The organism is Pseudocitrobacter faecalis (assembly GCF_965231525.1).
GTDB classification, from domain to species: Bacteria; Pseudomonadota; Gammaproteobacteria; order Enterobacterales; family Enterobacteriaceae; genus Pseudocitrobacter; species Pseudocitrobacter faecalis.
In genome coordinates this window covers 56,324-79,031 of the sequence record NZ_CBDDNJ010000002.1, presented here as the reverse complement: position 1 = coordinate 79,031, position 22,708 = coordinate 56,324, and the positions used below count along the sequence as shown (strand labels likewise).

Annotated in this window: 21 protein-coding genes; 14 read left to right on the top strand and 7 right to left on the bottom strand. The window is 54.8% G+C overall.

What is annotated here, in order from left to right:
- Positions 1-92 precede the first annotated feature (92 nt).
- The 12 genes from ACOXYR_RS00990 to yrbL all read left to right on the top strand — a co-directional run bounded on the left by ACOXYR_RS00990 (position 93) and on the right by yrbL (position 8,829).
- Positions 93-1,067: a calcium/sodium antiporter gene (locus ACOXYR_RS00990; protein ID WP_108474959.1), complete on the top strand. Its 975-nt coding sequence runs from the start codon at positions 93-95 to the stop codon at positions 1,065-1,067.
- Positions 1,068-1,081: 14 nt separating this feature from the next.
- Positions 1,082-2,068, top strand: a complete 987-nt coding sequence (kdsD, locus tag ACOXYR_RS00985) for an arabinose-5-phosphate isomerase KdsD (RefSeq protein ID WP_108475144.1) — start codon at positions 1,082-1,084, stop codon at positions 2,066-2,068.
- Between the two features lie 14 nt (positions 2,069-2,082).
- A complete protein-coding gene (gene kdsC / locus ACOXYR_RS00980) occupies positions 2,083-2,649 on the top strand; it encodes a 3-deoxy-manno-octulosonate-8-phosphatase KdsC (RefSeq protein WP_108474958.1) in 567 nt (188 codons plus the stop codon).
- Positions 2,646-3,221 (top strand): LPS export ABC transporter periplasmic protein LptC, encoded by a 576-nt coding sequence (gene lptC, locus ACOXYR_RS00975; protein ID WP_108474957.1) that lies wholly within the window; start codon positions 2,646-2,648, stop codon positions 3,219-3,221. The genes kdsC and lptC overlap by 4 nt, the downstream gene beginning before the upstream one ends.
- Positions 3,190-3,744, top strand: a complete 555-nt coding sequence (gene lptA, locus ACOXYR_RS00970) for a lipopolysaccharide ABC transporter substrate-binding protein LptA (RefSeq protein WP_108474956.1) — start codon at positions 3,190-3,192, stop codon at positions 3,742-3,744. Before lptC ends, lptA begins: the two co-directional genes overlap by 32 nt.
- A gap of 6 nt (positions 3,745-3,750) precedes the next feature.
- Positions 3,751-4,476, top strand: a complete 726-nt coding sequence (gene lptB / locus ACOXYR_RS00965) for an LPS export ABC transporter ATP-binding protein (RefSeq protein WP_108474955.1) — start codon at positions 3,751-3,753, stop codon at positions 4,474-4,476.
- 47 nt (positions 4,477-4,523) lie between these two features.
- Positions 4,524-5,957 carry an RNA polymerase factor sigma-54 gene (rpoN, locus tag ACOXYR_RS00960; protein ID WP_108474954.1) on the top strand — a complete coding sequence of 478 codons (1,434 nt, stop codon included), beginning with the start codon at positions 4,524-4,526 and terminating at the stop codon, positions 5,955-5,957.
- A gap of 22 nt (positions 5,958-5,979) precedes the next feature.
- Positions 5,980-6,267 (top strand): ribosome hibernation promoting factor, encoded by a 288-nt coding sequence (gene hpf / locus ACOXYR_RS00955; RefSeq protein WP_108474953.1) that lies wholly within the window; start codon positions 5,980-5,982, stop codon positions 6,265-6,267.
- A gap of 56 nt (positions 6,268-6,323) precedes the next feature.
- Positions 6,324-6,812, top strand: coding sequence for a PTS IIA-like nitrogen regulatory protein PtsN (ptsN, locus tag ACOXYR_RS00950; protein WP_108474952.1), 489 nt, complete (start codon positions 6,324-6,326; stop codon positions 6,810-6,812).
- Between the two features lie 33 nt (positions 6,813-6,845).
- The gene (gene rapZ, locus ACOXYR_RS00945) at positions 6,846-7,700 is read left to right on the top strand and encodes an RNase adapter RapZ (protein WP_015962821.1); all 855 of its coding nucleotides are present in this window, start codon (positions 6,846-6,848) and stop codon (positions 7,698-7,700) included.
- Positions 7,697-7,969 (top strand): PTS phosphocarrier protein NPr, encoded by a 273-nt coding sequence (gene npr, locus ACOXYR_RS00940; RefSeq protein ID WP_015962820.1) that lies wholly within the window; start codon positions 7,697-7,699, stop codon positions 7,967-7,969. Before rapZ ends, npr begins: the two co-directional genes overlap by 4 nt.
- Positions 7,970-8,196: 227 nt before the next feature.
- Positions 8,197-8,829, top strand: coding sequence for a PhoP regulatory network protein YrbL (gene yrbL / locus ACOXYR_RS00935; RefSeq protein WP_113858899.1), 633 nt, complete (start codon positions 8,197-8,199; stop codon positions 8,827-8,829).
- Here yrbL and mtgA read toward each other — a convergent pair.
- The 4 genes from mtgA to mnmL all read right to left on the bottom strand — a co-directional run bounded on the left by mtgA (position 8,826) and on the right by mnmL (position 13,893).
- Positions 8,826-9,551 (bottom strand): monofunctional biosynthetic peptidoglycan transglycosylase, encoded by a 726-nt coding sequence (gene mtgA / locus ACOXYR_RS00930; protein ID WP_421355430.1) that lies wholly within the window; start codon positions 9,549-9,551, stop codon positions 8,826-8,828. The two genes, yrbL and mtgA, sit on opposite strands and share 4 nt — an antisense overlap.
- Positions 9,548-10,201, bottom strand: coding sequence for an isoprenoid biosynthesis glyoxalase ElbB (gene elbB / locus ACOXYR_RS00925; protein WP_015962817.1), 654 nt, complete (start codon positions 10,199-10,201; stop codon positions 9,548-9,550). Before elbB ends, mtgA begins: the two co-directional genes overlap by 4 nt.
- A 232-nt stretch (positions 10,202-10,433) precedes the next feature.
- Positions 10,434-12,770, bottom strand: a complete 2,337-nt coding sequence (arcB, locus tag ACOXYR_RS00920; RefSeq protein ID WP_108474948.1) for an aerobic respiration two-component sensor histidine kinase ArcB — start codon at positions 12,768-12,770, stop codon at positions 10,434-10,436.
- A gap of 193 nt (positions 12,771-12,963) precedes the next feature.
- Positions 12,964-13,893, bottom strand: a complete 930-nt coding sequence (gene mnmL / locus ACOXYR_RS00915; RefSeq protein ID WP_407732831.1) for a tRNA modification radical SAM protein MnmL/YtqA — start codon at positions 13,891-13,893, stop codon at positions 12,964-12,966.
- A 683-nt stretch (positions 13,894-14,576) separates the two neighbouring features.
- Here mnmL and gltB point away from each other — a divergent pair.
- Both gltB and gltD read left to right on the top strand, forming a co-directional pair.
- The gene (gene gltB, locus ACOXYR_RS00910) at positions 14,577-19,037 is read left to right on the top strand and encodes a glutamate synthase large subunit (protein WP_421355431.1); all 4,461 of its coding nucleotides are present in this window, start codon (positions 14,577-14,579) and stop codon (positions 19,035-19,037) included.
- Positions 19,038-19,046: 9 nt separating this feature from the next.
- Positions 19,047-20,465 carry a glutamate synthase subunit GltD gene (gene gltD, locus ACOXYR_RS00905; protein WP_189624225.1) on the top strand — a complete coding sequence of 473 codons (1,419 nt, stop codon included), beginning with the start codon at positions 19,047-19,049 and terminating at the stop codon, positions 20,463-20,465.
- 206 nt (positions 20,466-20,671) lie between these two features.
- Here the strand turns inward: gltD and nanQ are convergent, their stop codons facing one another.
- Genes nanQ through ACOXYR_RS00890 form a run of 3 tightly spaced genes read right to left on the bottom strand, consistent with a single transcriptional unit; the run spans position 20,672 to position 22,696 of the window.
- Positions 20,672-21,139 carry an N-acetylneuraminate anomerase gene (nanQ, locus tag ACOXYR_RS00900; RefSeq protein WP_421355432.1) on the bottom strand — a complete coding sequence of 156 codons (468 nt, stop codon included), beginning with the start codon at positions 21,137-21,139 and terminating at the stop codon, positions 20,672-20,674.
- Complete coding sequence (gene nanK, locus ACOXYR_RS00895) at positions 21,126-22,010, bottom strand: N-acetylmannosamine kinase (protein WP_421355433.1); 885 nt, start codon at positions 22,008-22,010, stop codon at positions 21,126-21,128. Before nanK ends, nanQ begins: the two co-directional genes overlap by 14 nt.
- The gene (locus ACOXYR_RS00890) at positions 22,007-22,696 is read right to left on the bottom strand and encodes an N-acetylmannosamine-6-phosphate 2-epimerase (RefSeq protein ID WP_421355444.1); all 690 of its coding nucleotides are present in this window, start codon (positions 22,694-22,696) and stop codon (positions 22,007-22,009) included. The genes nanK and ACOXYR_RS00890 overlap by 4 nt, the downstream gene beginning before the upstream one ends.
- Between the last annotated feature and the right edge of the window lie 12 nt (positions 22,697-22,708).

Sequence of the window (22,708 nt, the reverse complement as noted above, 5' to 3'; positions counted from 1 at the left end):
GTTTTACTTTTACAGCGCATAAAGTCAAAATTAAGAATTCGTTACGACCAGGCGTTACGGACTAGCGATTATACCTTAAGAAAGGACTTTGAATGCTTTTAGCGACGGCTCTGTTCATAATTGGTTTACTTCTGGTGGTTTACAGCGCCGACCGTCTGGTTTACTCCGCATCAATACTGTGTCGCGCGGTAGGCATTCCGCCGTTGATTATTGGTCTGACGGTGGTCAGCGTCGGCACATCATTACCGGAAATCATTGTTTCTTCCGCTGCCGCACTGCACGGGCAGGTCGACTTAGCCATTGGCACCGCCATTGGTTCGAACATCATTAATATCTTATTGATCCTCGGGCTTGCCGCCTTGCTGCACCCTTTTACCGTGCATTCTGATATCCTGCGCCGCGAAGTTCCCTTAATGTTAATCGTCAGCCTGCTGGCGGGCTATGTGTTGTATGATGGTGAATTATCACTGTTTGATGGTGTTTTTTTACTCGCACTGGCGGTGCTTTGGCTGCTGTTTACCGTTAAAATCGCCCGGCTGGCGGAACGTCAGGGAAACGACAGCCTGACACGCGAACAGGTCGCTGAACTGCCCCGCGAAGGTTCGCTGCCGGTTGCGTTCCTGTGGCTCGGTATCGCGTTGATTATTATGCCGATGGCAACACGCATGGTTGTCGATAATGCCACCGTGCTGGCCAATTTCTTTGCCATGAGCGAGCTGACAATCGGCCTGACCGCCATTGCGCTGGGCACCAGCCTTCCAGAACTGGCGACAGCAATCGCGGGCGTGCGCAAAGGCGAAAATGACATTGCCATTGGTAATATCATTGGCTCCAACTTTTTTAATATCGCCATTGTGTTGGGCATACCGGCACTGCTCGCGCCGGGTGCGTTTAACCCTCTGGCCTTCACCCGCGACTACGGAATGATGGTTATCGTGAGCGTGATTTTTGCGTTGCTGTGCTGGCGACGCCAACAAATTGGCCGCGTGGCGGGCGCGCTCTTAACCGGCGGGTTTATCGCATGGCTGGCGATGCTCTGGTGGGCGACGCCGCTCTTTGTAGAATGAATCGGGATAACATTATGTCGCAAATCGATTTGCAACCGGGTTTTGACTTCCAGAAAGCCGGGAAAGAGGTGCTGGAGATTGAACGCGAGGGTTTGGCCCAGCTCGATCAATACATCAACGACGACTTTAGCCGCGCCTGTGAAAAAATCTTTTATTGCAGCGGTAAAGTCGTGGTGATGGGCATGGGAAAATCCGGGCATATTGGCCGCAAAATGGCTGCGACCTTTGCCAGCACCGGCACGTCTGCGTTCTTCGTCCATCCGGGTGAAGCCGCACACGGCGATTTGGGTATGGTGACACCGCACGATATCGTCATTGCCTTGTCAAACTCCGGTGAATCAAACGAAATTCTGGCGTTGATCCCGGTTCTGAAACGATTGCAGGTGCCGCTGATTTGCATGACCAGTCGCCCGGAAAGCAGCATGGGCCGCGCGGCGGATATCCACCTGTGCGTGAAAGTGCCCAAAGAGGCCTGTCCATTGGGTCTGGCACCGACGTCCAGCACCACCGCGGCGCTGGTGATGGGTGATGCCCTGGCGGTTGCGTTGCTGAAAGCGCGCGGCTTCACTGCCGAGGATTTTGCGCTCTCCCACCCCGGTGGCGCACTCGGTCGCAAGCTGTTGCTGCGCGTAAACGATATTATGCACACTGGCGATGAAATTCCGCGCGTCAACAAAGAAGCCTCTTTGCGTGATGCGCTGCTGGAAATTACCCGCAAAAACCTCGGTATGACGGTCATTTGCGATGAAAACATGAAGATCGACGGTATCTTCACCGATGGTGACCTGCGCCGTATCTTTGATAACGGTGCTGATTTACGTAGCCTGAGCATCGCCGATGTGATGACCCCAGGCGGCATTCGTATCCGTCCGGGTACGCTGGCCGTTGATGCGTTAAACCTGATGCAGTCGCGCCACGTTACCTGCGTGCTGGTTGCCGAGGGCGATCAACTGCTGGGCGTCATCCATATGCATGATTTACTGCGCGCAGGCGTAGTGTAAAAGGATTAAAAACAATGAGTAATGCTGTCACTTCCGTGGCAACCTGTTACGGCCCGGTGAGCACCGAGTTTATTGAGAAGGCGGCGAAAATTCGCCTGCTGATCCTCGACGTCGACGGCGTGCTGTCCGATGGCCTGATTTACATGGGGAATAATGGCGAAGAGCTGAAAGCCTTTAACGTGCGTGATGGCTACGGTATTCGCTGCGCCCTGACGTCCGGAATCGAAGTTGCCATCATTACCGGGCGAAAAGCTAAACTGTTAGAAGACCGCTGTGATACGTTAGGAATTACCCATCTTTATCAAGGGCAATCCGATAAACTTATCGCCTATCGCGAGCTGCTCGGCAAGCTCGGTTTGCAGGCCGATGAAGTCGCCTATGTGGGCGACGATCTTATCGACTGGCCGGTCATGGCGGAAGTGGGCTTAAGCGTTGCGGTCAATGACGCGCATCCGCTGTTGCTGCCGCGTGCGGATTACGTCACCCGTATTGCCGGTGGACGTGGCGCGGTTCGCGAAGTATGCGATCTCCTGTTGCTGGCGCAAGGGAAGTTAGAGGAAGCCAAAGGGCAATCGATATGAGTAAAACCAGACGTTGGGTTATTATCCTGCTTTCGCTTGCGGCGCTTATCCTCATTGGCATCAATCTGGCCAGTAACGACGATGACGGCCAGGCGGTTGTCAACGCCAATGACCCAACTTATAAAAGCGAACATACCGATACGGTGGTCTACAGCCCTGAAGGCGCGTTGAATTATCGGTTAATCGCAGAACACGTCGAGTATTTCTCCGACGACGCTATCTCGTGGTTTACCCAGCCGCGACTGACCACGTTTGACACTGACAAAGTGCCGACCTGGTCAATCAAAGCCGATAAAGCGAAGCTGACAAACGATCGCATGCTGTACCTTTACGGTCACGTTGAAGTTAACGCGCTGACCCCTGACGCGCAATTGCGCAAAATTACGACGGATAACGCCCAAATCAACCTGGTCACCCAGGATGTTACCTCTGATGATTTGGTGACGTTATACGGAACGACATTTAATTCCAGCGGCCTGAAAATGCGCGGCAATTTACGCAGCAAGAACGCCGAGCTGATTGAAAAGGTTAGAACCTCCTATGAAATTCAGAACAAACAAACTCAGCCTTAAGCTGGCGCTCGCCGGTTCTCTGCTGGCAGCCAGCCTGCCGGCACTGGCACTGACCGGTGATACTGACCAGCCGATTCATATTGAATCCGATCAGCAGTCGCTGGATATGCAGGGCAACATCGTGACCTTTACCGGTAACGTTGTTGTGACTCAGGGCAGTATCAAAATTAACGCCGACAAGGTGGTGGTGACCCGCCCTGGCGGTGAAAAGGGCAAAGAAGTGATCGACGGTTACGGTAACCCGGCGACCTTCTACCAGATGCAGGACAACGGCAAGCCGGTGAAAGGCCATGCCGCCAAAATGCATTATGAACTGCAAAGTGATTTCGTGGTGCTGACCGGCAACGCGTATCTGGAACAAGTCGACAGCAACATCAAGGGCGACAAAATCACGTATCTGGTTAAAGAACAGAAAATGCAGGCGTTTAGCGAAAAAGGTAAACGCGTAACGACCGTTCTGGTTCCGTCCCAGTTGCAGGACAAAAACAAAGACCAGGCTCCGGCACAGAAGAAGAGTAACTAATTCGTTATGGCGACATTAATTGCAAAGAACCTGGCTAAAGCCTACAAAGGCCGCCGCGTGGTAGAGGATGTCAGTCTGACCGTCAACTCCGGTGAGATTGTGGGCCTGCTTGGGCCGAACGGCGCGGGTAAAACGACGACCTTTTATATGGTAGTCGGTATCGTGCCGCGCGATGCAGGCAACATCATTATTGATGACGAAGATATCAGCCTGCTGCCGCTGCACGCCCGTGCGCGCCGCGGAATTGGCTATCTGCCGCAGGAAGCCTCCATTTTCCGTCGCCTCAGCGTTTACGACAACCTGATGGCCGTGCTGCAAATTCGCGACGACCTCACCAGCGAACAGCGTGAAGACCGCTGTAATGAGCTGATGGAAGAGTTTCACATCGAACACCTGCGCGACAATATGGGTCAGTCGCTCTCCGGGGGCGAACGCCGCCGCGTCGAGATCGCCCGCGCGCTGGCCGCAAATCCGAAATTTATCCTGCTGGATGAACCGTTTGCGGGCGTTGACCCGATCTCCGTTATCGATATCAAACACATCATTGAGCACCTGCGCGACAGCGGTCTCGGCGTGTTAATCACTGACCACAACGTCCGCGAAACGCTGGCAGTGTGTGAGCGTGCGTATATCGTCAGCCAGGGGCAGCTTATCGCCCACGGCACCCCGACAGAGATCTTACAAGACGAACATGTTAAACGTGTGTATCTTGGGGAAGACTTCAGACTCTGATAGGGTAGAAGCATGAGAGAGGTTAGCCGGAGATTATCGCACTGAACATGAAGCAAGGTTTGCAATTAAGGCTCAGCCAACAGCTCGCCATGACGCCACAGCTGCAACAGGCTATTCGCTTGTTACAGCTGTCGACGCTGGAACTGCAGCAGGAACTTCAGCAAGCGCTGGAGAGTAATCCCCTGCTTGAGCAAACCGATATTCATGAAGAAATCGACACGAAAGAGACACCGGATAACGAAACGTTAGACAGCGTCGACGCGCTCGAACAGAAAGATATGCCGGAAGAGCTGCCGCTCGATGCCAGCTGGGATGAAATTTACACCGCCGGGACGCCTTCAGGTACCGGTGCTGATTACCAGGACGACGAGCTGCCGGTCTATCAGGGCGAAACCACCCAGTCTCTTCAGGATTACCTGATGTGGCAGGTGGAACTCACGCCGTTTACCGATACGGATCGCGCGATAGCCACCTCCATCGTCGACGCCGTTGACGATACCGGTTATTTGACCGTCCCGCTGGAAGATATCCTTGAAAGCATGGGTGATGACGAAATCGGTCTGGATGAAGTTGAAGCTGTGCTTAAACGGATCCAGCGATTTGACCCGGTGGGCGTCGCCGCCCGCGATCTCCGCGATTGCCTGCTTATCCAGCTCTCTCAGTTTGCCAAAGAAACACCCCGTCTCGCCGAAGCCCGCCTGATCATCAGCGACCATCTCGATCTGCTTGCCAACCACGATTTCCGATCGCTCATGCGCGTCACCCGTCTGAAAGAAGACGTGCTGAAAGAAGCGGTGGATCTGATCCAGTCACTGGATCCGCGTCCGGGTCAGTCGATCCAGACTGGCGAGCCGGAGTACGTTATTCCTGATGTGCTGGTGCGCAAAGTCAGTGGCCGCTGGGTGGTGGAACTCAACGCCGACAGCATTCCACGTTTGCAAATTAATCAGCACTACGCGGGCATGTGTAACAACGTCCGTAACGACGCCGACAGCCAGTTTATTCGCAGCAATCTGCAGGATGCGAAGTGGCTGATTAAAAGCCTTGAGAGCCGCAACGACACATTGCTGCGCGTCAGCCGCTGCATCGTTGAGCAGCAACAGGCGTTTTTTGAGTCCGGCGAAGAGTATATGAAACCGATGGTACTGGCGGATATCGCCCAGACCGTCGAGATGCATGAGTCCACGATTTCACGCGTGACTACGCAGAAGTATTTGCATAGCCCGCGCGGCATTTTTGAGCTTAAGTATTTCTTCTCAAGCCACGTGAACACGGAGGGTGGCGGCGAAGCGTCGTCAACGGCGATTCGCGCGCTGGTGAAGAAATTGATTGCCGCGGAAAATCCCGCGAAACCACTGAGCGACAGTAAGCTGACCTCTATGCTCTCCGATCAGGGTATCATGGTGGCCCGCCGTACCGTTGCAAAGTACCGAGAGTCTTTATCCATTCCGCCGTCTAACCAGCGTAAACAACTGGTCTGACTCAACTGATAAGGAAGACACTATGCAGCTCAACATCACTGGACACAACGTCGAAATCACTGAAGCCCTGCGCGATTTCATCAACACGAAATTCGTGAAGCTGGAACAGTATTTTGAGAGGATCAATCAGGTCTATATTGTGTTAAAAGTGGAAAAATTGGCGCACATCTCGGATGCGACCCTGCATGTTAACGGGGGCGAACTTCATGCCAGCGCGGAAGGGCAAGATATGTATGCCGCGATTGATCTGTTGATCGATAAACTCGCGCGGCAGCTTAATAAACATAAAGATAAACTGAAACAACACTAATTGTCCGGGCGGTCGCCCGATGCCGGTAAAGTGTCGGGCGATGCTTAGGTGAAATTATGATAAATAACGATTCGGCTCTACAACTGAGCAATGTGCTTAACCAGGAATGTACTCGCAGTGCGGTTCACTGCCAGAGTAAAAAACGTGCGCTGGAAATCATCAGTGAACTGGCGGCAAAGCAGTTAGGTCTGCCTCCGCAGGTGGTATTTGAAGCGATTCTCACCCGCGAGAAAATGGGCAGTACCGGGATTGGTAATGGCATCGCTATTCCACACGGCAAGCTGGAAGAAGATACGCTGCGCGCCGTGGGCGTTTTTGTGCAGCTTGAAACGCCGATCGCGTTCGACGCCATCGACAATCAGCCTGTCGACCTGCTCTTTGCCCTGCTGGTGCCTGCGGACCAAACCAAAACGCACTTACATACGCTTTCACTGGTGGCGAAGCGTCTGGCGGATAAAACTATCTGCCGCCGCCTGCGCGCGGCGCAGAGTGACGAAGAGCTTTACCAAATCATCACCGAAACGGAAAACAGTGATGAAGCGTAAGGGAAATGAGTTCGTACTGAGGAGAAACGGTACATGGTACTGATGATCGTCAGCGGCCGCTCAGGCTCGGGTAAATCCGTGGCCTTACGGGCGCTGGAAGATATGGGTTTCTACTGTGTGGACAACCTGCCGGTAGTCCTGCTGCCTGAGCTGGCGAAAACGCTGGCCGACCGGGAGATCTCCGCTGCCGTCAGTATCGACGTGCGTAACATGCCGGAGTCGCCGGAAATCTTCGAAAAAGCGATGGAAAATCTGCCGGACGCATTTTCTCCACAGTTGCTGTTCCTCGATGCCGATCGCAATACCCTGATCCGTCGTTACAGCGACACGCGCCGTCTGCACCCGCTTTCCAGCAAAAACTTGTCACTGGAGAGCGCAATTGATAAAGAGAGCGACCTGCTGGAGCCCCTGCGTTCACGCGCGGATCTTATCGTCGATACCTCCGAGATGTCGGTTCACGAGCTGGCAGAAATGCTGCGTACTCGTCTGCTGGGCAAACGCGAGCGCGAGCTGACGATGGTATTTGAATCCTTCGGTTTCAAGCACGGTATCCCTATCGATGCGGATTACGTTTTCGACGTTCGCTTCCTGCCGAACCCGCACTGGGATCCGAAACTGCGTCCGATGACCGGTCTCGACAAACCGGTTGCCGCATTCCTCGACAGGCATACGGAAGTGCATAACTTTATCTACCAGACCCGCAGCTATCTTGAGCTATGGTTACCTATGCTGGAAACCAATAACCGTAGCTATCTGACCGTGGCGATTGGCTGTACCGGCGGTAAGCACCGTTCGGTGTATGTTGCCGAACAACTGGCTGACTACTTCCGCTCACGCGGTAAGAACGTGCAGTCTCGTCACCGGACGCTGGAAAAACGTAAATCATGACCGTTAAGCAAACCGTTGAAATCACCAATCGGCTGGGCATGCATGCCCGGCCCGCGATGAAGCTGTTTGAGCTGATGCAGGGTTTTGATGCGGAAGTGCTGCTGCGCAACGACGAAGGCACCGAAGCGGAAGCTAATAGCGTCATTGCGTTGCTGATGCTGGATTCGGCCAAAGGGCGACAAATTGAAGTTGAAGCCTCTGGCCCGCAGGAAGTGGAAGCGCTGGCTGCGGTTATCGCCCTGTTTGAATCCGGGTTTGATGAAGATTAAGTAGTTCCCTTCCCCATGCCGGATGGCGGCTTTGCCATATCCGGCCTACAAAAAGCGCCTCTACCCTAAAAACGCCAATCGGCGTTTTTTTTATTGTCCCTGTACAATTTGTGCGCTTTTTAGTCCAGGATTAACCTTAGGAAAACCTTAAGATGGTTCGTTTATCTTTCATTTAAGTTTGGTGTCGATACTGGTTAATTGTCAGTAAATAATTCCAGGAGCGCGTCATGTTACATTTATCGAATCACACCCCCCTGGGCACCGGAAGACATCGTAAATGTTACGCGCATCCGGATGATGCCCAACGCTGCATTAAAATCGTTTACAACAACGACGATGGCGGCGATAAAGAGATTAAACGCGAGTTGGGCTACTACGCGCATCTCAATCGCTATCTGAAAGACTGGAGCGGTATTCCTCGCTATTACGGTACCGTTGAGACCGACTGCGGGACAGGTTACGTTTATGACGTGATCAGCGACTTTGACGGCAAGCCGTCGATCACCTTAAAACAGTTCGCTGCGGAGTGTCGCTACGAAGAAGATCTCGTGGTGCTGCGTCAGATCCTGCGTGCGTTGAAGAAGTACATCACCGAAAATCACATTGTGACCATGACGCTGAAACCAGCCAATATTCTGTGCCATCGCATCAGCGAATCAGAAGTGGTGCCCGTTATCTGCGACAACATCGGCGAATCGACCTTTATTCCACTGGCCACCTGGTCAAAATGGTTCTGTCGTCGTAAGCAGGAGCGTTTGTGGGAACGTTTTATTGCCCAGCCAGTACTGGCAGCCGCACTGAACAACAGCAAGCCGCGCGAAGAGCGCAGCACGCTGGAGCTCTCTTCTCGCAAAGCTTAATGCAGTTGGTGGCGGGTCATAAAGGATTCGCCGCCGAGCTGACGCATCTGGCGCATAATCCACGCCTGACGGCTACGCACATAGCCTGAAGGGGCATCCGCTTTAAAGCGAATCGGGTTCGGTAGTACGGCGGCTAACAACGCCGCTTCCGACATGGTCAGCCTGCTGGCGGGTTTATGGAAATAGCGTTGAGCAGCGGCTTCGACACCAAAGGTGCCCTCACCAAATTCAGCGATATTCAGGTAAACGGTCAGGATGCGTTTCTTACTCCAGACGGTTTCAACGCCCACCGTCAACCCCGCTTCCAGCCCTTTACGCAACCAGCTACGGCCATCCCACAGCAGCAGGTTTTTCGTCGTCTGCTGCGACAACGTCGATGCGCCACGAATGCGGTTTTCGTTGCGTTCGTTATGCGAAAGCGCCTTTTCGATCGCCTGAACATCAAACCCCCAGTGCTCCGGGAATTTCTGATCTTCGGCGGCGATCACCGCCAGCCCCATCCATGGCGAAATCTCATCCATGCTGACCCAGTCGGAGTGCGCCACATAATGAAAATCGCCGCTCAACCAGGCGCTGAGCTGGCGCTCGACCATCACCGCAGAAAAGGGCACCGGCACAAAGCTGAACAGCGCGATGCCGCCACCCCAGAACAGTACCAGCAACAGCGCAACGCGCCAGACAATGCGTTTTATCCACGCCAGCGGTGAAACACGTTTGCTCATTCAGCCAGAACCAGTACGCGCGCCACCAGTTTTTCAATGCCTTCGGCGGCTTCGGCGATGTTCTGCGCCAGCATATAAGCCGGGGTGGTGACCACCTTATTGTCTTCATCAACAACGATATCATCCACCGGACACGGCACGTGTTCCGCGCCCATCTCTTCCAACACTTCCGCCGTATCGATATCTGTACCGATGGTAATGCGCAGCGGGAAATCAAAAATCTTCGGTAACATCGCCGGGGCGATACACATAAAGCCGAGCGGTTTGCCCGCCTGATGCATAGCCTGCGCCAGCGCTTTCAGATTTGCGTCAACCTCGCACGCTGCCCCCTGAGTGGCAAAGTTAGAAAGGTTTTTCGCCGCGCCAAAACCGCCAGGCACAATCAGCGCATCCAGCTCTTCCGCCTGCGCGCTGGCGAGCGGACGCACATCGCCGCGCGCAATGCGCGCAGACTCGATCAGCACATTACGGCTTTCGCCCATCGCTTCTCCCGAGAGATGATCGACAACATCGAACTGACGTTTATCCGGCGCGAAGCACACGGCCTGTGCGCCACTACGGGCAATGGCCAGCAGCGTAATGGTGGCTTCGTGAATTTCAGACCCGTCATAGACACCGCAGCCGCTCAAAATAACGCCAATTTTTTTCATGATGCTTATCCCTCGCTGTAACTGACTGAAGATTATTACTCTTTCTGATTAACTCGCTATGCTTCACATATTTTGCTGATTTATGTAACAAATGTTTCAAGTTTTGCTATCTTAATCTGCGTGCAATCGTATTCATCAGGTTGTGTCTTACTAAATTCCTATTACATCTTATGGCGCAGCCACGATTTCCCTGGTGTTGGCGCAGTGTTCGCGCACCCCGGTTTAGCCGGGGTCATTTTTTTTCGGCGTTCGCCACCCAGGATTTAAGCACCGCGACATCGTGCTGCCACTCGGTTTTCATCTCTTCAACCCATTCACCGACGTTATCCCACCAGGCCGGTAAATCTGGCGACTGGATCTGCTGCCCCAACTGTTGCAGATGACGCAGGCCCACGGAACCCGCCGCGCCCTTAATTTTGTGCCCTTCCTCGACAATTCCTTTCTGATCGCGTGCGGTCAGATTCGATTCCAGCACCGCCAGATATCCCGGCATCATCTTCTCGAACACAGCCAGACCGTCGGTAATCAGCTTCGGCCCCACCAGTTCGATGTACTGCTCGAGCATCGGAATATCCAGTAACTGCTGTGATTTACCCTGCTCAGTTGGCATTGCGGTACTCTCCTCGTCGTCGGCGGTGTCCCAGAATTTTTTGATCATCGCGGTCAGGGCCGGTACTGATAACGGCTTGCTCAGCACATCATCCATTCCCGCTTCCAGATACTCTTTTTTATCTTTCAGCACGTTAGCCGTCAATGCCACCAGCGGCGGCAGGTCGTCAGCGGCAAATTTCTGTTTTAATTCGCGAGAGATATCCAGCCCGGTCATATCCGGCAGTTGAATATCCAGCAGTACCAGGTCGTATTCGCCTGGCGTAAACATCTCCAGCGCGGCCTTTCCGGTCATCGCCACATCAACGCTGTTGCCCAGTTTTTCCAGCACCGAGCGAGCAACAATCACGTTCAGTTCAATATCTTCCACCAGCAGAACGTTAAGCGCAGGCAGCGGCATATCGTCGTCGTCGAGCGTATCTTCAACTTCGTCGGCAACCGCTGGCGCGTGGACGGTCAGAATAAAGGTCGAGCCCTGGCCTGGATGACTGGAGACTTCAATATCGCCGCCCATATCGCGCGCCAAACGACGCGAGACGGCCAGGCCAATCCCGGTGCCGGTAGCCGGCTTACCGCCCTGGCTGTCTTTCACCTGATAGTACATGGCGAAGATTTTATCCTGCTCTTCCTGCGGAATACCGATACCGGAGTCGGCCACTTCAAAGTGCAGCATATCGCCTTCGTCGTAACGAACGCGTACTTCAACCTTACCTTGCTGGGTAAATTTCACCGCGTTACTGATGAGATTCCACAGAATCTGACGCAGACGCGTGCCGTCAGTGATCACTTTATGCGGCAGCGGCAAACTCGGTTCCATGACGAAGCGCAGCCCTTTCTGTTGCGCCTGCAAGCCGGAAAGATTTTCTAAATCAGAGAGGAAACCGGTAAAGTCGATGGTCTGGTTATCCAGTTGAACTTTACGCCGCTCCATTTTATCCATATCGATAATATCGTTGAAGATATTCCCCAATGTCACCGCTGATACATGGATCGTTTTCAGGTATTTTTCCTGCTCGGCGGTCAGGTCGGTATCAAGCAGAATGCGGCTGAGGCCGACGATGCCGTTAAGCGGCGTACGCAGCTCGTGGCTGATGGTGGAGATAAAGGTGGTCTTATCGCGGCTGGCGCGCTCCAGGGCGTCCTGATAGCGCTTACGCTCGGTAATATCGCGGCCAAAGCCCATCAGGCCATGGCGCTTACCGACGCGATCGTAATAAGGCACTTTACGAATTTCAAAGCAGGCTTTGCGGCCATCCGGGTAATCCAGCCACTGTTCATAGGTGAGCGAGACGTTATGACGGAAAACTTTCTCATCGGTTTCCAGCACCTTCGCCGCAGCTTCCGGCGAGTAAACGTCTTCCGGGTGCAGGTTTATAAGCTGCTTTTCACTTTTCCCGGTTAACAGCTCCATCGCCCGGTTACAGCCAGAAAACTCTTTATCTTCATTGCGATAGAAGACCAGATCGGGTGAGGCATCCAGGAACGAGCGCAGGAAAGAGGATTGTTGCTCAAGGCGGATTTGCGTCTCTTCACGCTCTTTCATCTCGACCTTCAGCTGCTCAAGTGTGGTTTCACGCTCGGCCTCCGCCTTTTCGCGGTCGCTAATTTCCTGATTGAGCTGCGCGATGTTGTCTTTAAGTTGAACGTTAAGTTTGAGATCGCGCTCGCGCATCTCTTCGAGCTTCTCCACCAGCTTCGATAAGCGCTGGCGAGACTCTTCCAGTTGCTCGACCACCACCGATAAAAAGTAGACCGCCCACGGCGTAATCAACAGACCAAAGAAGATAGAGCGGATCACATCAATGCTTTCGACCTGGCCGTGCAGCACCATGGTCACGGCCATCTGTACCACAATGGCCAGCACCACCAGCGCAAGGGCTAATAGCATTGAAAAGCGCACCAGACCCAGCTTCATCATCAGGTCGACGTAATACTGCGCCAGTAAACGGATTTGCTTCATAGGGGGTTCCTTCACGTCATCGTCGCTCAATAATACCCAATTCTGAGCAATGCGTTGAAGGTTGTGTAAAAAATGCTGGGTTGTGCGGTCTTTGTTCTCCCCTCACCCCGGCCCTCTCCCTCAGGGAGAGGGAGAAAACCAGCGCAGAACATTCACACGCATGCGATCGGTCCCCTCTCCCCGTGGGAGAGGGTTAGGGTGAGGGGTTGCACCACCCTCGCCCCAGCGCCGATCCCTGCGCACCATGTTCATTCAAATACTTATCCAGCTCCACCATCCCGGTCCAGCGGTTTTCACACCACAGCGGCGCGAGCAACGTTGGGCGACGTGCGCTGGCAGAAATGCGGTGGTAAATCACCTCGGGTGGCGTATGGCGAATCATCTCACCGGCCGTCACGGTGTAATCGTCCAGCTCAATACCGCTTAAACGCCCCGCTTCCCAGGCTTTCGCCATAATGCTGCCCTTCACGATATGCAGCGGATGCAGCTTAATGCCGTCCACGCCGGTCTTTACCACGCGTTCCAGTGTTTGCAGACATTCACTTTGCCCTTCGCCCGGCAAGCCGACGATCAGGTGGGAGCACACCTTCAGCCCGCGTTCGCGTGCCCGTCGCGTCGTGTTCTGATAGCAGGCAAAATCGTGCCCCCGGTTGATACGATGCAGCGTTTTATCGTGCGCGGTTTGTAGTCCCAGCTCCAGCCACACTTCATAACCCTGTTCTTTATATTCGGTGAGCAAATCGAGCACCGCTTCCGGTACACAGTCCGGGCGCGTCCCCACGCACAGGCCGACAATATTGGCCTGACTAACGGCTTGTTGATACATAGAACGCAGCACCTGTACTTCAGCAAAGGTACTGGTATAGGCCTGAAAATAGGCAAGATAGCGTTTGGCGCGATTTACCAGGCTGGCCTGATGTTCAAGCTGCTCAGCAATCGAGCGGTACTGCTGTGCTTCGTCGGCAAAAGAGGCGACATTGCAAAATGTACAGCCGCCCCGGCCAATCGTGCCATCACGATTCGGGCAGCTAAACCCACCATGCAGCGTCAATTTATGAACCTTTTCGCCATAGCGACGTGCAAGATCCCCACCAAACATATTGACTAATTTTTGTAACTGCATAATCTGATAGACCGGCCTGTAGAAAGGGGCCAAGCCTGCCATTTTTAGTCTCGATCGGCGATGACCTGGATCAATCGCCCGGTAGACCTTTACCTTATTGCATAACCACTCAAAATAAATGCAATTTCATTCATCGCCAAACCGATTACTTTTGCTTATATACGCCGCTTATTTTGCTTTAATCCGCCTCTCGAAGAAAAACAGAGTGATCCTATACCCGCACAACCATTGCCAGTGTTATGTGCTACTTTAAGCGGTAAATTCAGCACAGGCCGTTTATCACAGCGCTTCCAGATAGTGAGTCAGATCACACTCCATCCGCACCCGTTTCGTGGTTAATACAATGTAAAAAATGGATAAAATTCATAAATTTCATTCCTTTAAGTCTTCTATAGCACATTTTTAGATAAATAAGTTTGCCATTTGACCTGTCTACGGATTCCCGATAAGTTGGAAATCCGCTGGAAGCTTTCTGGATGAGCACTCAGCTCATCATATTTATGCAGTAATTGAGATTCCCTCTGAAGCAAGTCCTCAAACTTGTTTGACCTGCGCGAAAAGGCAAAAGAGGGCGAATGCGAGATGGGTCATTGAACGACCCAATCCCGTCGCCATGCTCTTTCTGCGCCCGTGCGCAATCGGTGTCGGAGTGAGTCACGTAGAGCCTGGGGAGGTTCACTGATATGTTGTACGATAAATCCCTTGAGAGGGATAACTGTGGTTTCGGCCTGATCGCCCACATAGAAGGCGAACCTAGCCACAAGGTAGTGCGTACCGCTATACACGCACTGGCCCGCATGCAGCACCGTGGGGCAATCCTCGCCGATGGTAAAACCGGTGACGGTTGCGGCCTGCTGCTGCAAAAACCGGATCGTTTCTTCCGCATTGTGGCGCAAGAGCGCGGCTGGCGTTTAGCCAAAAACTACGCCGTCGGCATGCTGTTCCTCAATCAGGATCCAGACAAAGCCGCCGCATCGCGCCGCATCGTTGAAGAAGAACTGCAACGTGAAACGCTTTCGATTGTTGGCTGGCGCGATGTGCCGACCAACGAAGGCGTGCTCGGTGAAATCGCCCTCTCCTCGCTGCCCCGTATTGAGCAAATTTTTGTTAATGCCCCGGCAGGCTGGCGCCCGCGCGATATGGAACGCCGTCTGTTCATCGCCCGTCGCCGCATCGAACAACGCCTGGTGGAAGACAAAGATTTCTACGTTTGTAGCCTGTCGAACCTGGTGAACATCTATAAAGGTCTGTGTATGCCGGCAGATTTGCCGCGCTTCTACCTGGACCTTGCAGACCTGCGTCTGGAATCGGCCATCTGCCTGTTCCACCAGCGCTTCTCCACCAACACCGTGCCGCGCTGGCCGCTGGCACAGCCGTTCCGCTATCTGGCGCACAACGGTGAAATCAACACCATCACCGGTAACCGTCAGTGGGCGCGCGCGCGTACCTATAAATTCCAGACGCCGCTGATCCCTGACCTGCACGACGCTGCGCCATTTGTTAACGAAACCGGCTCTGACTCCAGTTCGATGGATAACATGCTCGAACTGCTGCTGGCAGGCGGGATGGATATCGTGCGTGCGATGCGTCTTCTGGTTCCGCCAGCCTGGCAGAACAACCCGGATATGGATCCGGAACTGCGCGCGTTCTTCGATTTTAACTCCATGCACATGGAGCCGTGGGATGGCCCGGCGGGCATCGTGATGTCCGATGGTCGCTACGCGGCCTGTAACCTTGACCGTAACGGCCTGCGCCCGGCGCGCTACGTCATTACCAAAGACAAGCTCATCACCTGCGCCTCCGAAGTCGGGATCTGGGATTATCAGCCCGACGAAGTGATGGAAAAAGGCCGCGTTGGGCCCGGTGAGCTGATGGTGATCGACACCCGCAGTGGCCGCATTCTGCACTCAGCAGAAACCGATAACGACCTGAAAAGCCGCCATCCGTACAAAGAGTGGATGGAGAAAAACGTCCGCCGTCTGGTGCCATTTGAAGTTCTGCCGGACGAAGAGGTCGGCAGCCGCGAGATGGACGATGACGCCCTCGCCAGCTACCAGAAACAGTTTAACTACAGCGCGGAAGAGCTGGATTCGGTTATTCGCGTGCTGGGCGAAAACGGCCAGGAAGCAGTCGGTTCAATGGGCGATGATACCCCGTTTGCCGTCCTTTCCAGCCAGCCGCGTATTATTTATGACTACTTCCGTCAGCAGTTTGCGCAGGTAACCAACCCGCCAATCGACCCGCTGCGTGAAGCGCACGTCATGTCGCTGGCAACCAGCATTGGCCGCGAAATGAACGTCTTCTGCGAAGCGGAAGGCCAGGCTCACCGCCTGAGCTTCAAATCGCCGATCCTGCTGTTCTCTGATTTTAAACAGCTCACCACGATTGAAGATGAGCACTATCGCGCAGACACGCTCGATATTACTTATGACGCGACTGAAACCTCGCTTGAGGCAACAGTAAAAGCGCTGTGCGATAAAGCTGAAGAGATGGTGCGTAACGGTACCGTCCTGCTGGTGCTTTCTGACCGCAACATTGCCAAAAATCGTCTGCCGGTTCCGGCTCCGATGGCGGTCGGCGCGGTTCAGGCGCGCCTGGTGGAGAAAAGCCTGCGCTGCGATGCCAACATCATCGTGGAAACCGCCAGCGCCCGCGACCCGCACCACTTCGCCGTGCTGCTGGGCTTCGGCGCGACGGCTATCTATCCGTACCTCGCCTACGAAACGCTGGCGAAACTGGTCGATACCAAAGCGATCGATAAAGCGTACCGCACCGTGATGCTGAACTACCGTAACGGCATCAACAAAGGTCTGTACAAAATCATGTCCAAAATGGGCATCTCGACCATTGCCTCTTACCGCTGTTCAAAACTGTTTGAAGCGGTCGGGCTGCACGACGATGTGGTTGCGCTGTGCTTCCAGGGCGTGGTCAGCCGCATTGGCGGCGCAAACTTTGAAGACTTCCAGCAGGACCTGCTGAACCTGTCGAAACGCGCCTGGCTGGCACGTAAACCGATTAGCCAGGGCGGCCTGCTGAAGTACGTTCACGGCGGTGAATATCACGCCTATAACCCGGACGTGGTGCGCACGCTGCAACAAGCGGTTCAAAGCGGCGAATACAGCGACTATCAGGAATACGCGAAGCTGGTCAACGAGCGTCCGGCGGCAACGCTGCGCGATCTGCTGGCTATCACGCCGGGTAGCGACGCCGTCAGTATTGATGAGGTCGAACCGGCAACTGAGTTGTTCAAACGCTTCGATACCGCGGCGATGTCTATCGGTGCATTAAGCCCGGAAGCGCACGAGGCGCTGGCGGAGGCGATGAACAGCATCGGCGGCAACTCAAACTCCGGTGAAGGTGGTGAAGACCCGGCGCGTTACGGCACGAATAAAGTGTCGCGCATCAAGCAGGTGGCTTCCGGCCGCTTCGGCGTCACGCCGGCGTACCTGGTCAATGCCGACGTCATTCAGATTAAAGTCGCTCAGGGCGCGAAGCCGGGCGAAGGCGGTCAGTTACCGGGCGATAAAGTCACTCCATACATCGCCAAACTGCGCTATTCAGTGCCGGGCGTGACGTTAATCTCGCCACCGCCGCACCACGATATCTACTCTATCGAGGATTTAGCACAGCTGATTTTCGACCTGAAACAGGTCAACCCGAAAGCGATGATCTCCGTGAAGCTGGTTTCCGAACCGGGCGTCGGCACCATCGCTACGGGTGTGGCAAAAGCCTATGCAGACCTGATCACTATCGCCGGTTATGACGGTGGTACGGGTGCAAGCCCGCTGTCGTCGGTGAAATATGCTGGCTGCCCGTGGGAACTCGGTCTGGTGGAAACTCAGCAGGCACTGGTTGCCAACGGCTTACGTCATAAAATTCGTTTGCAGGTCGATGGTGGCCTGAAAACCGGCGTCGATATCATCAAAGCGGCGATTCTCGGCGCGGAAAGCTTCGGCTTCGGTACCGGCCCGATGGTGGCGCTCGGTTGTAAATACCTGCGAATTTGCCACCTGAACAACTGCGCAACGGGTGTTGCAACTCAGGATGACAAACTGCGCAAGAACCACTATCACGGCCTGCCGTTCAAAGTGACCAACTACTTTGAATTTATCGCCCGTGAAACCCGCGAGCTGATGGCGCAGCTTGGCGTGACACGTCTGGTGGATCTGATTGGCCGCACCGACCTGCTTAAAGAGCTGGACGGTTTCACCGCCAAACAGCAGAAGCTGGAGTTGTCTCGACTGCTGGAGACCGCCGAGCCACATCCTGGCAAGGCGCTCTACTGCACTGAGAATAACCCGCCGTTCGATAACGGTGTGCTGAACGCGCAACTGCTGCAACAGGCGAAACCGTTTGTCGATGAGCGCCAAAGCAAAACTTTCTGGTTCGATATTCGCAATACCGATCGCTCCGTGGGCGCGTCGCTCTCCGGCTATATCGCGCAAACGCACGGCGACCAGGGTCTGGCGGCCGATCCGATTAAAGCGCACTTCAGCGGCACCGCAGGCCAGAGCTTCGGCGTCTGGAACGCGGGCGGCGTAGAGCTGTACCTGACCGGCGATGCCAACGACTATGTCGGTAAAGGCATGGCGGGCGGTCTGATTGCGATTCGTCCTCCGGTGGGTTCCGCCTTCCGTAGCCACGAAGCGAGCATTATCGGTAACACCTGCCTGTACGGCGCGACCGGCGGTCGTCTGTACGCTGCTGGGCGCGCGGGTGAACGTTTTGCGGTGCGTAACTCCGGGGCTATCACCGTCGTAGAAGGCATTGGCGACAACGGTTGTGAATACATGACCGGCGGCATCGTCTGCATTCTGGGTAAAACCGGCGTTAACTTTGGTGCAGGTATGACCGGCGGCTTCGCCTACGTTCTGGATGAAAGCGGCGATTTCCGCAAACGCGTTAACCCGGAATTGGTGGAGGTGCTGGACGTTGACTCTCTGGCAATCCATGAAGAGCACCTGCGCGGGCTGATTACCGAACATGTCCAGTTGACCGGTTCACAGCGCGGTGAAGAGATCCTGGCGAACTGGCCGGCGTTCTCCGCGAAGTTTGCACTGGTTAAGCCGAAGTCCAGCGATGTCAAAGCACTGTTGGGTCACCGTAGTCGTAGCGCAGCAGAGCTGCGTGTGCAGGCGCAGTAAGGGGTCATCATGAGTCAGAACGTTTATCAATTTATCGACCTGCAACGCGTTGATCCCGCTAAGAAAGCGTTAAAGATCCGCAAGATTGAGTTTGTTGAAATTTACGAGCCATTTTCAGAAGGGCAGGCCAAGGCGCAGGCAGATCGCTGCCTCTCCTGCGGCAACCCGTACTGCGAATGGAAATGCCCGGTACATAACTACATCCCGAACTGGCTGAAGCTTGCCAACGAGGGGCGTATTTTTGAAGCGGCAGAACTGTCGCATCAAACCAACACTCTGCCGGAAGTGTGTGGGCGCGTTTGCCCGCAGGATCGTCTGTGCGAAGGTTCCTGTACTCTGAACGACGAGTTCGGCGCGGTCACCATCGGCAACATTGAGCGCTATATCAACGATAAAGCGTTCGAAATGGGCTGGCGCCCTGACCTGACCGGCGTGAAGCAGACTGGCAAGAAAGTCGCGATTATCGGCGCGGGCCCGGCGGGCCTGGCGTGTGCTGATGTGCTAACGCGCAACGGTGTCAAAGCGGTTGTGTTCGACCGTCATCCGGAGATCGGCGGCCTGCTGACCTTTGGTATTCCGGCTTTTAAGCTTGAAAAAGAGGTGATGACCCGTCGCCGCGAAATCTTCACCGGTATGGGCATTGAGTTCAAACTGAATACCGAAGTAGGCCGTGACGTCCAGCTTGAGACCCTGCTGAGCGACTACGACGCGGTGTTCCTCGGCGTCGGCACGTATCAGTCGATGCGTGGCGGCCTGGAGAACGAAGACGCTTCTGGCGTGTTTGATGCGCTGCCGTTCCTGATTGCCAATACCCGTCAGATCATGGGCTTTGGTGAGAATAAAGATGAGCCTTACATCAACATGGAAGGTAAACGCGTGGTGGTGCTTGGCGGTGGTGATACCGCGATGGACTGCGTACGTACCTCCGTACGTCAGGGCGCAACGCATGTTACCTGCGCTTATCGTCGTGATGAAGAGAACATGCCAGGCTCACGCCGCGAAGTGAAAAACGCGCGTGAAGAAGGCGTAGAGTTCCAGTTCAACGTGCAGCCGCTGGGCATTGAAGTGAATGCTAACGGCAAGGTGAGCGGCGTGAAAATGGCGCGTACCGAAATGGGCCAACCGGATGATAAAGGTCGCCGTCGTGCCGAAATCGTCCCGGGCTCCGAGCACGTGGTTCCGGCAGATGCTGTAGTAATGGCGTTTGGTTTCCGCCCACACAGCATGGAATGGCTGGCAAAACACAGCGTCGAACTGGATTCTCAGGGCCGTATCATCGCCCCGGAAGGCAACGAGAACGCCTTCCAGACCAGTAACCCGAAAATCTTCGCCGGTGGCGACATCGTGCGTGGTTCAGATCTGGTGGTGACCGCCATCGCCGAAGGCCGTAAAGCGGCTGACGGGATCATGAACTGGTTGGAAGTGTAAATCCTGCCTCAGCGCCGCCTGCCTGGAAGGGAGGCGGCAACAGGAAATTTGGCAGACAGAGTCTGCCAAATCAGATAGCTGAAAAAGTGCACTTTGTTTTTGCCGGATGCGGCGTAACCGCCTTATCCGGCCTACAAAACACTCCAGATTCAATACATTACAGAAAACTTTTAGGCCGGATAAGCGCCAGCGCCATCCGGCTTTTTTTAACGCGCGAGCAGGCTGGCGCGGACTTTGACCACCGCTTTTTTGATTTCTTGCGATAAAGCGACGACACACCCCGGCTTATGTGGTTCCCCCGGCATAAACACGGCGAACATTCCCGGTTTTAAGGTCACCGTTTGCTCATCCTCAATAGCAGAACAAAGTTGGTAGTCCTCATCAGCATGTACCTCTTCACACTGCCGTGCCGCCCCTGCCACACCGAACAAAATCCGTTCTTCTCCACTCAGCAAAAGCTGGATATCCACATACTGCACATGCAGCTCCGCTTTTTTGCTTGTGGCTGGCTGTGTGGGGAATGCCATCACATTCATAAAGATGTCATCACCGCGCAGCTCATAACGCCCTGGCGATTTCTCTTGCGGGCGGGCAGTTAACGCCAATGCTAACGCCTCAACCAAAACGGGGTGTAACCCCGCAGAGTCCAGCGACTGAATTTCACCTGTTACCATTTTTTTCTCCCTGGGCCAGCAGCGCGGCCCCCAGTAGTCCCGCGTCATGCCGATAGTGCGCGGATTGTAAGGTAACTTGATAAACGGCAGGCGCCTGTGCCAGACAGTCCTCCACCTGCGCCAGATACCCTTCCGCTAGCCCAACGCTGCCGCCAATGACCACACACTGGCAATCGGTTGTGGCTTTTACATCAGCGATTAATCTCGCCAGTGTCTGTGCCGAGCGGTGAATGAGCTGTAGCGCCTGCTTATCGCCCTGTCCCGCGCGAGTGAAAATTGCTTTGGCATCGCATCCTGCGAGTTCACCTTCTGCCGCAGCCGCAATCCCACGCCCTGAAGCAATGGCTTCTACGCAGCCCCGACGACCACAGCCGCACATCGGCCCGTTAGGATCGGCCAGCGTATGACCCAGATGCCCGGCCAGACCGCCCGTTCCGGCGATCAGTTTGCCGTTGCTGATCACCCCGCCTCCCACCCCCGTGGAAACGGTGAGGAAAACCATGTCATGATAATCGCCATGCAGGGCATGATATTCCGCCCATGCCGCCGCCTGCGCATCATTCACCGCCAGCGTCGGCAACCCGGTTATCGATTCCAGCGTTTTCGTGAGCGGGAAATTCAGCAAGCCGCCCAGATTAAGCGGGTTAATCGCCAGCAGTACGCCATCCCGAATAATACCGGTTGAGGCGATGGCAACCCGCGTGGCACGGTGGAAAAGGGGTTCCACCAGCGCCTGCAACGCTGCCCGTAGCGCATCGGGCGTTTTGCTGGCGGGAGTGGGGAGTTCGCGACGTTCAAGCAGGTTCAGCGCGTCATCAACCAGCGCGGCGGCCAGCTTGGTGCCACCAATATCAATTGCCAGCGTGGTCATAGCACCGCCTTTTTTAACGCCGTGTTATACCACTGGCAGATGTGTTCCAGCCGCGTAATCGCGGAGCCGACCGTGACCGCCCACGCGCCGTGACGCATCGCTTCTGCCGCCTGTGCAGGCGTGTTGTAGCGCCCTTCAGCTATCACCCGGCAACCGGCGTCACTTAATGTTTTTACCAGCGCAAAGTCAGGTTCTTCTGGCGTTTCAGGCGTCGTGTAACCCGAAAGCGTGCTGCCGATAATATCTGCCCCCCATTGCTGACAGGCCATGCCGTCTTCAAATGTTGAGCAGTCGGCCATCGCCAGCAAACCGTGCTGGTGAATCTGCGCCAACAGTGCCTCGACACTCGCCGGGCGCACACGGTCGGTACCATCCACGGCGATAATGTTAGCTCCAGCCTGCGCCAGCGCATCGACGTCTTCAGGGAACGGGGTAATACGCACCGGGGAATTATCCAGATCGCGTTTGAGAATGCCGATAATCGGGATCGACACGAGCGGACGGGTGGCACGTACATTCGCCACACCTTCAATACGCAACGCGACGGCCCCCGCCTGCTCCGCCGCCAGCGCCATCGCGGCAACGATGTCGGGTTTATCGAGCGGGCTATTGGGTACAGGCTGGCAGGAGACAATCAGTCCGCCGAATTGCGCAATACTGTTATTCAACTGTTCAAGTAAAGACATCATCATATCCTC